Origin of the sequence: Chryseobacterium salipaludis, assembly GCF_022968825.1 — a bacterium.
Classification (GTDB): Bacteria; Bacteroidota; Bacteroidia; order Flavobacteriales; family Weeksellaceae; genus Kaistella; species Kaistella salipaludis.
Genome location: NZ_JALHKS010000003.1, coordinates 319,611 through 332,983, shown reverse-complemented (window position 1 = coordinate 332,983; position 13,373 = coordinate 319,611). Strand labels below are relative to the sequence as shown.

Genomic DNA, 13,373 nt, shown 5'->3' with positions numbered 1-13,373 from the left:
AAGACAAGTGTTACCTCCAATTTTATAAAAACAGCGATGAATAGAAGTTTTCTAATATTTTTGATATTCGTAAGCAATTTTGCTTTTTCCCAATCTACTGATTTCAAAAACTATATTGAAACCTCTGACATTGATAGATTTTGGACTGCCTTTGATGCTGTTAAAAATTTAAAAGAAACAAACCATAAGTCAGAAGTTTTTAAGAAGATGTATGTTGACAATGCGTCAGAAGGTTTAAAAGATTTTATAAAAGCGAGAGAGTTAACACCCGGAGAATGGATTAAATCATTCGGAAAATATCCAAATTTCTGGACTTCAATTCGTTCGAAAACTGAAAATATTCACAAAGATTTTAAAAAGGTTGCAAAAATTTACAAAAAATTTAAAAGGGTTTATCCTGCATTTAATCCACCAAAAATTTATTTTACGATTGGTAATTTAAAAGGTGGAGGAACTGTAATTAACAACAATTTAATTATAGGTTCCGAACTGGCTTCTTCAGATAAATTTGTTGATTATTCCGAACTTCCACAAAACTATCAAGACAGAATGAAAATTAATTCGGGAATCATTTTTCTTACAACTCATGAACTTGTGCACACACAACAAAACTTAAGCAATACAGAAAAATCAAATTTGCTTGGTTCTTGTCTGAAAGAAGGTTCGGCAGATTTTGTTGCGGAATTAATTCTTAACAAAAAAGTGGAAGCGCCTTATATTGATTGCGGTATAAAAAACCAATGTGAAATTTGGAGAGATTTTAAAAAAGAAATGTATAGTTATGATTTTCGAAATTGGCTTTCAAATACAGCAACGATAAAAGAAAAACCAGCAGATTTAGGATATTTTATTGGCTACATTATCACAAAAAATTATTACAAAAATGCACTGAATAAAAAACAAGCTATAAATGATATTCTAACTCTTGATTTTGCTGACAAAAAAGCAACGGAAAACTTTCTTAAAAAGTCCAATTATGAATGTGAATAAAAAACTGCAGGTAAAATGGTATTTGCAAAAGGCAGTGTTAAATATTTAAAACTTCCACTCGTTCCCATTACCCGCAGCTTCTTTTCAATACCGGATTTTTTATTAATTTTAACGATCTGAAAAAACATCTGCTCCGATTGGTCGAAATTAAACTTTCTGTTAAATTTAGCCCGCCCTTCGCAAATACTTTTCCCTTATGGCACAATATTTTCTTCGCAGGCTGGCCGCCGAATTTCCTTCACCCTCCTTTAATCAGGAGTTTTTTGTGCTGCCACTTAACGATTTTATTGCCCTGTGCGCGAAGGAAAAGCCGGAACCGGTGCGCTCCTATATTTTGATTGCAGTACATAGCAGAGCAACCGGCCAGATCAATATTGATGAGCGGCAGCTGGACCTGCAACCACGAAGTGTTTTTCTGGTCGCCTATCATCAGATTTTTTCTTTTTCCCGCGAAGCTGTAGCAGAGGGGAGTGCACTCGTGTTTACCCGTTCTTTTTATAATTTAATATACACCGGCAACCGCCGTATTCGCCATGATACTGCCTTCGCCGGTCTGCCGCCTTTCGTGAAACCAGAGAAGAAGCAGTTTAGCCAATTCCGCCAAACCATCCTGAATATTAACGAAGAGTACCATAATGCAGCACAGGCTTCAAAAGAAATTATTTGCCTGGAATTGAAAGTGCTGGTGCTTCGGTATATGCGCAGCACCGGTGACACACGCTTCTCTGAACTGCGGACGGATCACAAACAAAGCTATGTCGAGGAATTTCGCCACCTCATTGACAAGCATTTTCGCGAACTGAAACGTACCAGTGATTACGCTGAAAAAATGGGCCTTTCGCCAAACTATCTGAATGCGCTGGTGCGTGAAAAAACAGATATGACCGCCGAGCGGCTCATTCGCCACCGTGTGATCCTGGAAGCCCAGCGTTTACTGCTGAACACGGATTACTCAGCAGCGGAAATCGGTTTTGAACTGGGGTTTTCGGACAAGTCACACTTCGGCCGTTATTTTAAAAGAATTACCGGCGAGAGCCCAAACAGTTTCCGGCAGAATTTTCCGGCCGGAGAAGTGGTAAAAGATGATGAAACTTCATCATAAATTACTCGTATAGAAACATTTTAATTGGTCTGTTTTTCGCTCCTGTTGCTGCCTATGGAATTTAATTTAAAAGAACTGCTGAATCACCGACTCTTTTCCATTGGCGGAACAGGCATTAATTTGTCATCGCTGCTGTTTCTGCTCCTGTTCATTATCGGGGTTTCACTGCTGCTGCGTTTTATCCGCAAGCTGATTTATAAAACCCAGAAACTTGATGAATCCCAGAAGTTCACCATTTTCAGCCTGACGAAATACATTACCATTGTCATATCGTTTATTCTGGGAATGAATATGATTGGCGTCAATGTTTCGGTGCTGTTAGGTGCGTCGGCCGCTTTACTGGTCGGGATCGGTTTGGGCCTGCAGAGCCTGTTCAGTGACTTTGTATCCGGAATCGTGTTGCTGCTGGATTCTTCGGTAAAAATGGGCGACGTTATTGAAGTGGATAAAATCGTCTGCCGCGTGCGCGAAATTAATTTAAGAACCACCACAGTGCTCACCCGCGATGACAAGTATATTATTTTGCCCAACACGGTGCTCACGAAAAACAGCCTGATCAACTGGACGCATAACCGCCAGAATTCGCGCTTTGAAGTTGACGTTCGTGTCGCCTACGGCAGTCCGGTACCGGAGGTGATGAAACTGCTGAAAGAGACCACCGAAAAGACTGCGCGGGTTTCGCGGGCACCGCAACCTTTTGTGCGTTTTACAGAATACGCCGAGTCGGGGCTGGTGTTTACTGTTTTCTTCTGGACCTCAGAAGTTTTCAGGGTAGAAAATGTGAAAAGCGATTTGCGAGTGGCAATATTCGAAGCCTTGCGGTCGCACCGGATCGAGGTGCCCTTGCCGCAACGGGTGCTCCATATCCGCGAAGGAAAAGGCGGGTCGTTATCTGCTGAATAAAGGCAGAAATATCCCGGGAGCTGTATCTAACAGTAAACCTGTTTAAAAAGCGCGGGCTGCCCAAGGGCAGCCCGCGCTCATCATTCCTATCTGATTTACGCCGTTTTCTTTGGGATATTGGCCAGAATATCTTTCAGGAAATCCCAAAATTTCTGCGTGGACGAAATACTTGCCCTTTCATCAGGCGAATGCGCACCGCGAATCGTCGGCCCGAAGCTCACCATTTCCATTTCCGGATAATGGGCACCAATCAGCCCGCATTCCAGCCCGGCATGGCAGGCTACGACTGCAGGTTGTTCTTCAAACTTCTGCTGATACAGTTTTTCCATAATCTGCACAATCTCAGAACCCGGCAGTGGTTTCCAGCCGGGATAGCTTCCGCTGAATTCTACTTCCAGCCCGGCAAGTTCATACACAGCCTGAAGCTGCTGTGCCACATCATCTTTGCTGGATTCTACGGAAGAACGGCTCAGATTCAGAATTTGCAACTTCCCGTCCTGCAGTTCTACCCGCGCAATATTATTGGACGATTCCACGAGATCTGCAACATCCGGTGACATGCGGTACACGCCATTGTGTGCACCTTTAAGCGCACGGATGATATTGGCTGAATCTTTTACGCTCAGTGCTTTATCGCTGTTTTCTGTCGTATTTATGGTAATGTTCAGGTCTTTTTCAATGGTAGCAAATTCTTCCATGATTTCCTTCTTCAGCGCTTCCATGACCTGTAAGGCTTCTTCCGGGTTATGGCTCACCATCGCTGCCATTCCTTCCCGCGGAATCGCATTACGCAGGCCGCCACTATCGATGCGTACAAGCTGCACATCTCCTTTTTGCAGTGCTGCATATAATAATCTGCCCAAAATGACATTGGCATTCCCGAAACCTTTGTGAATATCCATACCGGAATGACCGCCCTGCAAACCTTTCACGCGCAGTTCAAATGCCTGTCCGGTCGCTTCCGTTAATTCATATTGTTGTGAAGCAGTTACGTCGATACCACCTGCACAACCGATATCAATCTCGTCATCCTCCTCGGTATCCAGGTTCAGCAGGATTTCGCCGTTCAGTTCGCCGCCCTGCAGACCTTTTGCGCCGGTCATGCCGGTTTCCTCATCAATGGTGAAGAGTGCTTCCAAAGCCGGATGCGGGATATCGTTGCTTTCCAGAATACTCATGATGGCTGCTACTCCCAAACCGTTATCGGCACCCAGGGTGGTCCCTTTGGCGCGAACCCAGTCACCATCCACATACATCTGAATTCCCTGGGTCTCAAAATCAAAATCTACCTCGTTGTTTTTCTGGCAAACCATATCAAGATGCGATTGTAAAACAATTGGTTTACGATCTTCCATGCCAGCAGTGGCCGGTTTTGTGATGATAACATTTCCGGTTGCGTCCACTCTGGTAGGAAGGCCGAGTTTTTCACCAAACTCCTTCATAAAAGCGATAACGCGTTCTTCTTTTTTAGACGGTCTGGGAACCGAATTCAGGGCCGAAAAGTTTTTCCAGATCACCTGCGGTTCCAGTTGTGATAATTCCATACGTTTAATTTAAGAAATCAAATTTACAAATAAATCGCGGGCAGTTTTTCCTTTAGCAACCGCATTCGCCGTAAATGGGCGTCGTGATGGTTTGCCCGTTGCGGTGCTGCACCGTCATACTTCCTTCGAAGCGCATCACTTCTTCCAATTCGCTTACCTTTTTTCCGGTAATGGTAATATCAACTTCTTCATTACTGATGTGCTTATTGAAATTTTCCGGATCGAAATCGCCTTCTTCCATCTTCACGCGGATCAGGTTGCCACCGGTTTTCACAAATGCGTGATTTCCGTAATCATCAATGTAAATATATTTTTCGTTTTCAAAGTCTTCCTTGTTTTTACTGAAATAACAGCTGCAGCCTTCCACTTCCGGCGGAAAACCAAAAGTTTCGAGCGGTAGCGTTCCGATGGCGTCGGGCGTGTGGACGGCCACAGAGTCTTCACCTGCAACGGGTTCTGTTCCGGCCGAACTTATTTGTCCTTCTTTCGTGCAGCTTGCCAGCGCTAAGGGCAGCATAAGGATCCAGAGTTTTTTCATAAATATATCTGAGTTTAAATTTGCAATATCATATTTCGTTTTAAGAAATTTCAGGGCGTTTATTTTCTGTTTAATTGCCGTTTTTCCGCGAAATAATTTTTAAAGATAATAAATACAGTGCGACTTGCTGCTTCCTTTTTTTAAGTTTATTTTTGTAATATGGAGTACCCAAGTAAAGTCCTGGCAAAGGCAGTAGAGGAGATTTCCGGGCTGCCCGGGATTGGAAAAAAATCGGCGCTCAGGCTCGCTCTCTATCTCCTGAAGCAGCCGGAAAGTCAGGCATTAACGCTGGCTGAATCTTTAAAAAAACTGGTGAATGATATTCAGTACTGTCGTGAATGTCATAACTTCTCGGACCAGCCGGTATGCACCATTTGCGCCAGCGAAAAGAGAAGCGATGAGCAACTCTGCATCGTGGAGGATGTGCGTGATGTGATGGCAATTGAAAACACCGGGAAATACCGTGGTAAATATCTGGTGCTTGGTGGAAAAATTTCGCCGATGGAAGGAATCGGACCTAACAAACTCAATATCGGAACCATTGAAAAAAAGCTGCAAGAGGGACAAGTAAACGAACTCATCTTCGCTTTAAGCGCTACTATGGAGGGCGATACCACGGCGTATTTTATCTATAAAAAGTTCAAGGATGCGCCGGTCAAATTTTCTACCATTGCCCGGGGAATCTCGGTGGGCGATGAACTGGAATATGCGGATGAACTGTCGCTGGGACGCTCAATTCAAAACCGGTTGCCGTACAGCGAGAAAGATTGATGGAATGAATACACTCGCTGCTTCTGACCTGATTTCTGTTATTATTCCTGCCTACAATGCGCAGGAAACGCTGGTAACTGCACTGGATTCTGTGCGTAAGCAAACAGGTCATTTTCAGTTCGAAGTATTTGTAATTGATGACGGCTCCACTGATCATACGGCGGAAGTTGCACAAAAATATGCAGCACAGCATCCTGAATTCAATCTTATCATCTTGCAGCAGTTGAATCAGGGAGTGTCCGCGGCACGCAATGCAGGAATGGAGAGATCGTCTGGCGAATATATCGCATTACTGGATGCAGATGATGAATGGCTCCAAGAAAAAACGGAAAAGCAGATGCACTATTTTCACAGCGAACACCTCGATTTTATTGCCGCCCGGCGTACAGGTCAGCGATTGCTTTTTCCGTATAAATGTCAAGTAAACAAGCTGGCAAAGATTACATTTAGAAAATTGCTTTTCAGGAATGAAGCGCAACCGTCAACGGTGATATTTAGAAAAACTCTGATTCAGAAAACCGGAATATTCAACCAGGATCAACGGCATGCAGAAGATTTAAATCTGTGGCTGCGCATGTCGCTGAAGGGAAAGATGGCCATTTTAGATGAAGAACTTATTCTGGCCGGAAGCGGCAAACGAAGTTTCGGTGTGGCCGGACTTTCTGCTAATCTACCGGAAATGGAAAAAGGGTTCCAGCGCAGTCTGAAGGAACTGTACGAAGCGAAGCAACTCGGCCCGATGTCGTATATTGCTTATTCTGCCTTTTTTTCAGCAAAATATATTTTCAGAGTGTCGCGTAACCGCTATTTATTATGGAGAGGAAGATGAAGTTGTCCGTACTGATCGTCAACTATAACGGTACCCGCGTCCTGAGAAACTGCCTGCTTTCTCTGGAAAAATATATTACAGAAGTTACGTACGAAGTGATCGTGATCGATAATCTGTCGCCCGATCAGAGCTGGAAAAGTTTAATTAGTCAATTTCCACGCGTTCAGTTTATTGCTGCTGAAGAAAATGGTGGTTTTGCAAAAGCAAACAACCGCATTGCCAGATTGGCCAATGGTGAATTCATCCTTCTTTTAAATCCTGATACGGAGCTGGAAGATCAGTCGATGGCAGACCTGATTACATTTGCCGAATCACAGGATCATTTTGGCTGCCTGGGCGTTCGTCTGCATGACCTGAACGGGAATTTTCTGCCAGAAAGTAAAAGGATCGTACCGGATCCGCTCAGCTCTTTTAAAAAACTCTTTCTGATTGGCAAACAAAAAAGAACTTCATACTATCGTACAGACATTGGCGAGTATGATGTTGCGCCGGTTGAAGTGATTACCGGTGCGTTTCTGCTCACCCAAAAAGAGGTGTATCTCGCAATTGGCGGCTTGGATGAACAATACTTCATGTACGGGGAAGATATTGACCTTTGTTATACGCTGCTGCAGGCCGGCTACACCAATTGGTATTACGGCAAAGCCTCGGTGCTGCATATTAAAGGGGAATGTACCGTAAAAGACGACGTCTATCTCGAGCGTTTTTATGGTGCAATGCAGATCTTCGTAAATAAATATTACAGGTCAAATAGAATACTGCATACCGTTTTATCTTTAGGCTTAAAGTCGCGGCATTTTCTGGCCCGATGGCAACAAAAAAAGAACGCGCGGTAAACGCACGTTCTGTATTATTGAAATATCTTTTGCTGATTATGGAGCCGGCGTCGTCTCTGGAGCTACCGGTGCTGTTCCAGGGTTGTTGGTGGCAGGCGCTGTTTGCGGTGCACCTTTTTCAATTTGTGCGGGTGCAGTTTGAATCTTTTGAACCGGATTTGCAGTCAGGACTACGCTCAGGATAATCATCACTACAATCAGAATCCCCAGGGTCCAGGTTGATTTTTCCATGAAATCATTGGTACGCTGCACACCGAACTGTGCCGAAGAAGTACCGCCAAAAGTTCCGGATAAACCACCGCCTTTCGGGTTCTGTGCCATGACCACGATGATCAGTAACACACTGAGGATCATGATCAGCACCATAAATAAAGTAAATACTGTACTCATTATTGTAGCCTAATTTAGGGTGCAAATATAATACTTTTATTCTTTTTTAAGGATTTTTAGGAAAGATAATCCCACGTTACTTTTATAATATTTATAAGTTTCAAAGAGGGATATGCTTTCGGGCTTATAATCACGAGTGAAAATCTTCATTTTTAATAACCAAACTCAGCCGATCCATGTGGTTTCAGCAACCCACGGCTGCACTGCAGCGGTTTCAGAAAGGCGTGAAAATCTGTATCTTTGCGGCGAATCAAATTGGGAAAGATGGACTATTTAAAAGGATTGAATGAAGCACAATATAAAGCCGTAACCACACTCGAAGGGCCACTGATGGTGCTTGCCGGCGCAGGTTCGGGGAAAACCCGCGTCCTCACCATGCGGATTGCGCACCTCATCAACAATCTGGTAGATCCGTTTAATATCCTGGCACTTACCTTTACCAACAAAGCCGCCAAGGAAATGAAGGAGCGTATCGCTAAGGTAGCAGGGCAGAGTGAAGCCCGCTCGCTGTGGATGGGAACCTTCCACTCGGTCTTCGCGCGGATCCTGCGCTCCGAGGCACATTATCTGGGTTTTCCATCGAACTTTACGATTTATGATTCCCAGGATTCCCTTAATGTTTTAAAAAAGGTATTGAAAGATCTGAAACTCGATTCAGATTTATATAAACCTAAAAAAGTACTGTCGCGGATTTCCACCTACAAGAACAATTTGATTACCGTTAAAGCTTACTTTAATAATCCTGAACTCATTGAAGCGGATGAACGCACGAATATGAAACATATCGGCACCATTTACCAGAAATATGTGGAGGCCTGCTTTAAAAATGGGGCCATGGATTTTGACGATCTGCTTCTCCGAACCAATGAACTCCTGACACGCTTCCCCGAAGTGCTGGCAAAATATCAGGACCGCTTCCGGTATATTCTGGTAGATGAGTACCAGGATACCAATCATTCGCAGTACCTGATTGTGAAAGCTTTGGCTTCCAAGTTTGAAAACATTTGTGTGGTAGGAGATGATGCCCAGTCAATTTATTCTTTCCGTGGGGCGAATATCTATAATATCTTAAACTTTAAAAAAGATTACCCTGAAGCAGAATCAGTGTCACTGGAACAGAACTACCGGTCCACCCAGAATATTGTTAATGCGGCCAATGTGGTGATTTCCCGAAACGTGCAGCAGTTTAAGAAAAACGTCTTCAGTGAAAATGAAGAAGGCGAAAAAATCAAAGTGTACCGTGCCCTTTCCGATGCAGACGAGGCCAATTTTGTAGCATCGAACATCTGGGAACAGCATAACTCCAATCAGCGAAAGTTTACTGATTTTTCAATTTTATACAGAACCAATTCACAGACCCGCGCCTTTGAAGATGCGCTGCGGCGAAAAAATATTCCGTATCGGGTTTTTGGCGGTCTTTCGTTTTATCAGCGGAAAGAAGTCAAGGATTTAATTGCGTACCTGCGTTTGCTTATTAATGAAAATGATGGCGAAGCTTTAAGCCGGGTTATCAATTATCCCGCGCGCGGCATCGGTGAAACGACCCAGAATAAACTCACAGTTTTTGCAGATTCGCAGAATGTGTCCGTGGCTGAAGTATTATCTAATTTAGGATTTTATGCGCCGCGCCTTAACTTAAATAATGGGGTTCTGACCAAGCTCGGTGATTTCTGGGCCATGATTAAAGCCTTGCAGGTAATGCTGAAAGAGAACAATGCCTATAATGTGGCCATGGAAACTGCCAAACGCACTGGTTTAATTAAATTCCTGAAAGATGACCAGACGCCGGAGGGGATTTCGCGCGTGGAAAACGTGCAGGAATTAATGAACTCTATGCAGGGCTTCATCGAGGAACAACAGCAACTCGAAGACGGCGATCCGTCGCTGAGTAATTTCCTGGAAAATATTGCGCTGTCCGCGGATACCCAGGCAGAGAAGGAAGCAGATGGTGATATGGTGTCTCTAATGACGATTCACCTTTCAAAAGGACTGGAATTTCCGGTTGTGTATCTCGTAGGTTTAGAAGAAAACCTGTTCCCGAGCTTTATGAGTTCGTCCACCCGCGAAGAGCTGGAAGAGGAACGGCGGTTATTTTATGTCGCACTAACCCGCGCCGAGAAGCAGGCCTACTTTACCTATGCGGTTTCCCGCTTTCAATGGGGAAAAATTACCGATGCAGAACCGTCCCGTTTCTTGAGCGAAGTAGAGGAGCAGTATATCGATTTCATTAATCCTGCCACCGAAAGCCGTTTCATTAATCACTCCGGTTTGCGCTCCAGTATTTTTGATGATACACCGGCTGAGCCACGCTCTTTCCGCAAAAAAGCTGAAAAGAAACCACTGAAACGCGATGAAGATGTGCCGGTGCCGCAAAACCTAAAACCGGTAGCCACGGCCAAAATCATTAATCCCAGCGGTACTTCGTCGGAAGATATTGAAGTGGGTGACCGCGTGCGACATGACCGATTCGGGGTAGGAGAGGTCACTTTCCTGGACGGTACGGATCCTAAAAACATTAAAGCCAAAGTGAAATTTCAGCATGAAGGAGAAAAAAACCTGATTCTGAAATTCGCGAAACTTACCAAACTGGATTAAGTTACAGCACCAGCTCCCGAAATAAGCGATCGAAGGTTTCATCGAGCTGGTTACAGATTCCTGGGTGCGGGCGGGAAGTTTGCACCGTGGCACTGCGTACAGCGGTAAGCCACCGGAACCGTTCCGGCACATCGAGCATTCCGATCCTTCCGGCCTCTTTCCGGCCGGCAGCGATTGCCTGAAAATGAGCCAGGGTTTCTTCCAGTTCCCCTACTTCAATCGAAGGCTGAAACGCGGTAAATTTCCCGGAACAAATCTGATACTGTACCCGCAGGTAGCGGCTTCTTTTACAAAAAAGAATAAGTCCCACGTTTAAAAATTCCTCCCGTTCCACTTTCGGAACAAAACGAATCACCGCATATTCATAAAGATGCTGCTGCATTTTTCGCTTGATTTAAGAAATTAGAGGAATGTTCGAGTCTTGTCATCAGGAAATGGAAATAGGCAAGGCGCAGTTCATCCGGTGTTTGGCGGGAGTCTTCCCACTGCAGCCAGTCATCCGGTATTTGATTGGTAATGGTTTTTAATATTTCAGAGGTAAGTTTTTCGTGCCCGAAACGATCTGCCTCGTCGAGAAGCGTTGCCTGCGGAAGCAGCACATGATCTTTAATATAAGCGAAAGTACTTTTCGCGTGACGGTCAAGATCTTCCCAGGAATGATGAAAATAAAAGGAAGCGCCCTGATCGATCAGCCATAGTTCTTTATGCCACCAAAGCAGATTGGTGTTTTTAAAAGTACGGTCAATATTGGTGGTAAAGGCATCGAGCCAGACGATTTTGGAGGCGAGCAAAGGATCTACCTGGCGCATGCCGTCGTAGGCCAACGCGCCGGACAGGAAATGCAAGCCCAGATTCAAACCCTGTGATGCTTTCAGCAAATCCTGAATTTCCTCATCGGGTTCCGTACGGCCGAAGTCCTCACTAAGTTGCGCAAAAACAAGTTCGGGCACCGGCAGTTCCAGGGCTTTGGCGATTAAACCGCCCAGCAATTCGGAGATCAGCATTTTCACGCCGTGCCCGGCACCGCGAAATTTTAGAACATACGTGAAACCATCATCTGCCTCCGCCAGGGCCGGTAACGAGCCGCCTTCCCGAAGCGGTAGAATATAGCGTTGAACCTTAACGGTGCGCAGCGAAAAATCTATCATAAAGCAAAATTACATTTTATATAATTAGAGAAAATTGTTCGGGACTACTTTGATTTATTCCGGAAACTCTCATCCTTGAACAGGATATTGTACACCAGAAAAAGACCCAGCCCAATGGCCACTATAAAAAATACAAATGGTAATAAACCATATCCTAGGACAGAGTACGAGGAAGGAACCCGCATGAGCAGCGCCGCGCCAATAATCATTGCTGCCAGAACGAGGCCGGCCGTAATCCTGTTGGCTACTTTTTGAAAACCATCGGTGAGGCGTTTTTCATTAAAGGCATTAATTCTCACTTCCAGTTGACCGTCCGCAAGTTTAGAGGTAATGATGTCCAGCCGTCCGGGCAAATGCTCCAGGAATTTTTTATTGTCCAAAATAAATCCATACAGATCATCAGGTTTCAGATATTCTGCCATTTTCTGGCGCAGCACTTTTTCTGTAAAGCGGCGAATGGCCTGCTGCATATCATATTTTGGCGTAAGTTCCGCAATAATCTGATCGAGATTTAAAAGTATTTTTCCCAGAATATTCAATTCTACGTTGACTTTAATTCCTTCATTGGCGGCAATACGGTTGATTTGCAAAACAATGCGTCCGGTCTGCATATCGGCAGCGGTAGTGGTAAGGTTTTCCTGCACCAGCCGGTTCAGATTTTTGCGAAAGCGTACTAAAGCGTCTTCATCCTCATGATCGTATTCGCTCATCGCCAGCAAAGCGTCCGTCATTTCATCACCATTTTTATGCCCAATGGAAATCAAAAGTTTGGTGATTTTTTCCCGCAGTTGGGGACTGAATTTAGCAACCATGCCTAAATCCATAATAGCCAGCCTGTTATTCGGCGTGAGGTGAATGTTGCCCGGATGCGGGTCTGCATGCGCAAAGCCGTCAACAATAATTTGCTGCAGATAGGCTTCAATCAGTTGGTCGACCAGCGGCGAGAAATCAGTTTCCAGTTTTCGCAGGTTGCCCAGCGAGGTTATTTTTTTGCCAAAAATATAATCCATCGTGAGCACCTTGCCGGTGGAATAGGCGGGAACTGCATCCGGAATCATCAGCAGATCGAAACGCTCCAGATTGGTCCGAAGTAAGCGGAGATGCTGTGCCTCCTTTTCATAGTCCAGTTCATTGACCAGAATAAAACGCATTTCCTCCACAATGCTGTCCAGTGCATATTTGCGCGCATTTTTGGAATAGGAAACAGCAAGATCCGCCATTTTTTGCAGCGTCTGCAAATCTTCGAGAAACCGCTGGCGAACGCCGGGACGCTGCACCTTAACCACCACTTCGCGTCCGGACGGCAATACTGCGCGGTGGACCTGCCCGATGGATGCGCTGGCCAAGGGTTCCTTATCGAAACTTTGAAACGCCTTTGAAATACGGACCCCAATTTCTTCTTCAAATATCTCCTGGATTTCTTCGTAGCTGATGGTTTCTACATCGTCCTGCAGTTCTGCCAAGGCTTCCAAATACGGATCCGGTAAAAGGTCCGGGCGCGTGGACAGCAATTGGCCCAGCTTCACGAAGGTAGGACCCATCCTTTTTAAATCCTCTACGAGTTCTTTCGGCGTTTCCTTGAAGTCGTACTCATTTTCCGCCTGCAGTTCATTCAGCGCAGAGTCGGTGGTTGACTGTACCACACCGCTGTTATAATATTTCAGAATGAATGCGAAAAACCGGGAATAGTATTCCAATTGCTCCAGCGCCATGTGTAATTTTCGCAG

General features: G+C 44.8%; 13 protein-coding genes. 7 read left to right on the top strand and 6 right to left on the bottom strand.

Annotation, left to right across the window (positions count from 1 at the left end; genetic code table 11):
- Positions 1 to 36: 36 nt before the first annotated feature.
- The 3 genes from MVI27_RS07075 (at position 37) to MVI27_RS07065 (ending at position 2,995) form a co-directional block, all read left to right on the top strand.
- Positions 37 to 990 (top strand): gliding motility protein GldB-related protein, encoded by a 954-nt coding sequence (locus MVI27_RS07075; RefSeq protein WP_246960111.1) that lies wholly within the window; start codon positions 37 to 39, stop codon positions 988 to 990.
- Between the two features lie 196 nt (positions 991 to 1,186).
- Positions 1,187 to 2,092: a helix-turn-helix domain-containing protein gene (locus tag MVI27_RS07070; RefSeq protein ID WP_246960110.1), complete on the top strand. Its 906-nt coding sequence runs from the start codon at positions 1,187 to 1,189 to the stop codon at positions 2,090 to 2,092.
- Positions 2,093 to 2,146: 54 nt separating this feature from the next.
- The gene (locus MVI27_RS07065) at positions 2,147 to 2,995 is read left to right on the top strand and encodes a mechanosensitive ion channel family protein (protein WP_246960109.1); all 849 of its coding nucleotides are present in this window, start codon (positions 2,147 to 2,149) and stop codon (positions 2,993 to 2,995) included.
- Positions 2,996 to 3,090: 95 nt separating this feature from the next.
- Here the strand turns inward: MVI27_RS07065 and MVI27_RS07060 are convergent, their stop codons facing one another.
- A complete protein-coding gene (locus tag MVI27_RS07060) occupies positions 3,091 to 4,539 on the bottom strand; it encodes an aminoacyl-histidine dipeptidase (protein ID WP_246960108.1) in 1,449 nt (482 codons plus the stop codon).
- Positions 4,540 to 4,591: 52 nt separating this feature from the next.
- Positions 4,592 to 5,077 (bottom strand): hypothetical protein, encoded by a 486-nt coding sequence (locus MVI27_RS07055; protein ID WP_246960107.1) that lies wholly within the window; start codon positions 5,075 to 5,077, stop codon positions 4,592 to 4,594.
- 159 nt (positions 5,078 to 5,236) lie between these two features.
- On the opposite strand from MVI27_RS07055, the gene recR reads away from it, so the two are divergent.
- The 3 genes from recR to MVI27_RS07040 are packed head-to-tail and all read left to right on the top strand — an operon-like array spanning position 5,237 to position 7,513.
- Positions 5,237 to 5,848 carry a recombination mediator RecR gene (recR, locus tag MVI27_RS07050; RefSeq protein ID WP_246960106.1) on the top strand — a complete coding sequence of 204 codons (612 nt, stop codon included), beginning with the start codon at positions 5,237 to 5,239 and terminating at the stop codon, positions 5,846 to 5,848.
- A 4-nt stretch (positions 5,849 to 5,852) separates the two neighbouring features.
- Entirely contained in the window at positions 5,853 to 6,677 is an 825-nt protein-coding gene (locus MVI27_RS07045; protein ID WP_246960105.1) for a glycosyltransferase family 2 protein, read from the top strand.
- Positions 6,674 to 7,513 carry a glycosyltransferase family 2 protein gene (locus tag MVI27_RS07040; protein ID WP_246960104.1) on the top strand — a complete coding sequence of 280 codons (840 nt, stop codon included), beginning with the start codon at positions 6,674 to 6,676 and terminating at the stop codon, positions 7,511 to 7,513. The genes MVI27_RS07045 and MVI27_RS07040 overlap by 4 nt, the downstream gene beginning before the upstream one ends.
- A gap of 36 nt (positions 7,514 to 7,549) precedes the next feature.
- Here MVI27_RS07040 and secG read toward each other — a convergent pair whose 3' ends face one another.
- Complete coding sequence (gene secG, locus MVI27_RS07035; protein ID WP_246960103.1) at positions 7,550 to 7,903, bottom strand: preprotein translocase subunit SecG; 354 nt, start codon at positions 7,901 to 7,903, stop codon at positions 7,550 to 7,552.
- A 264-nt stretch (positions 7,904 to 8,167) separates the two neighbouring features.
- Here secG and MVI27_RS07030 point away from each other — a divergent pair, with 264 nt between their 5' ends.
- The gene (locus tag MVI27_RS07030) at positions 8,168 to 10,498 is read left to right on the top strand and encodes an ATP-dependent helicase (protein ID WP_246960102.1); all 2,331 of its coding nucleotides are present in this window, start codon (positions 8,168 to 8,170) and stop codon (positions 10,496 to 10,498) included.
- Position 10,499: 1 nt separating this feature from the next.
- On the opposite strand, the gene MVI27_RS07025 is transcribed toward MVI27_RS07030, so the two are convergent.
- The 3 genes from MVI27_RS07025 to MVI27_RS07015 are packed head-to-tail and all read right to left on the bottom strand — an operon-like array spanning position 10,500 to position 13,358.
- Positions 10,500 to 10,880: a DUF3037 domain-containing protein gene (locus MVI27_RS07025; protein WP_246960101.1), complete on the bottom strand. Its 381-nt coding sequence runs from the start codon at positions 10,878 to 10,880 to the stop codon at positions 10,500 to 10,502.
- Entirely contained in the window at positions 10,861 to 11,646 is a 786-nt protein-coding gene (locus tag MVI27_RS07020) for a HipA family kinase (RefSeq protein ID WP_246960100.1), read from the bottom strand. The genes MVI27_RS07025 and MVI27_RS07020 overlap by 20 nt, the downstream gene beginning before the upstream one ends.
- A 44-nt stretch (positions 11,647 to 11,690) precedes the next feature.
- The gene (locus tag MVI27_RS07015; RefSeq protein WP_246960099.1) at positions 11,691 to 13,358 is read right to left on the bottom strand and encodes an ABC1 kinase family protein; all 1,668 of its coding nucleotides are present in this window, start codon (positions 13,356 to 13,358) and stop codon (positions 11,691 to 11,693) included.
- Between the last annotated feature and the right edge of the window lie 15 nt (positions 13,359 to 13,373).

What these genes read in the sequence shown, in the direction of transcription:
- MVI27_RS07075 (WP_246960111.1), top strand. Translation starts at nt 37, where the DNA reads ATGAATAGAAGTTTTCTAATATTTTTGATATTCGTAAGCAATTTTGCT.
- MVI27_RS07070 (WP_246960110.1), top strand. Translation starts at nt 1,187, where the DNA reads ATGGCACAATATTTTCTTCGCAGGCTGGCCGCCGAATTTCCTTCACCC.
- MVI27_RS07065 (WP_246960109.1), top strand. Translation starts at nt 2,147, where the DNA reads ATGGAATTTAATTTAAAAGAACTGCTGAATCACCGACTCTTTTCCATT.
- MVI27_RS07060 (WP_246960108.1), bottom strand. Translation starts at nt 4,539, where the DNA reads ATGGAATTATCACAACTGGAACCGCAGGTGATCTGGAAAAACTTTTCG.
- MVI27_RS07055 (WP_246960107.1), bottom strand. Translation starts at nt 5,077, where the DNA reads ATGAAAAAACTCTGGATCCTTATGCTGCCCTTAGCGCTGGCAAGCTGC.
- recR (WP_246960106.1), top strand. Translation starts at nt 5,237, where the DNA reads ATGGAGTACCCAAGTAAAGTCCTGGCAAAGGCAGTAGAGGAGATTTCC.
- MVI27_RS07045 (WP_246960105.1), top strand. Translation starts at nt 5,853, where the DNA reads ATGAATACACTCGCTGCTTCTGACCTGATTTCTGTTATTATTCCTGCC.
- MVI27_RS07040 (WP_246960104.1), top strand. Translation starts at nt 6,674, where the DNA reads ATGAAGTTGTCCGTACTGATCGTCAACTATAACGGTACCCGCGTCCTG.
- secG (WP_246960103.1), bottom strand. Translation starts at nt 7,903, where the DNA reads ATGAGTACAGTATTTACTTTATTTATGGTGCTGATCATGATCCTCAGT.
- MVI27_RS07030 (WP_246960102.1), top strand. Translation starts at nt 8,168, where the DNA reads ATGGACTATTTAAAAGGATTGAATGAAGCACAATATAAAGCCGTAACC.
- MVI27_RS07025 (WP_246960101.1), bottom strand. Translation starts at nt 10,880, where the DNA reads ATGCAGCAGCATCTTTATGAATATGCGGTGATTCGTTTTGTTCCGAAA.
- MVI27_RS07020 (WP_246960100.1), bottom strand. Translation starts at nt 11,646, where the DNA reads ATGATAGATTTTTCGCTGCGCACCGTTAAGGTTCAACGCTATATTCTA.
- MVI27_RS07015 (WP_246960099.1), bottom strand. Translation starts at nt 13,358, where the DNA reads ATGGCGCTGGAGCAATTGGAATACTATTCCCGGTTTTTCGCATTCATT.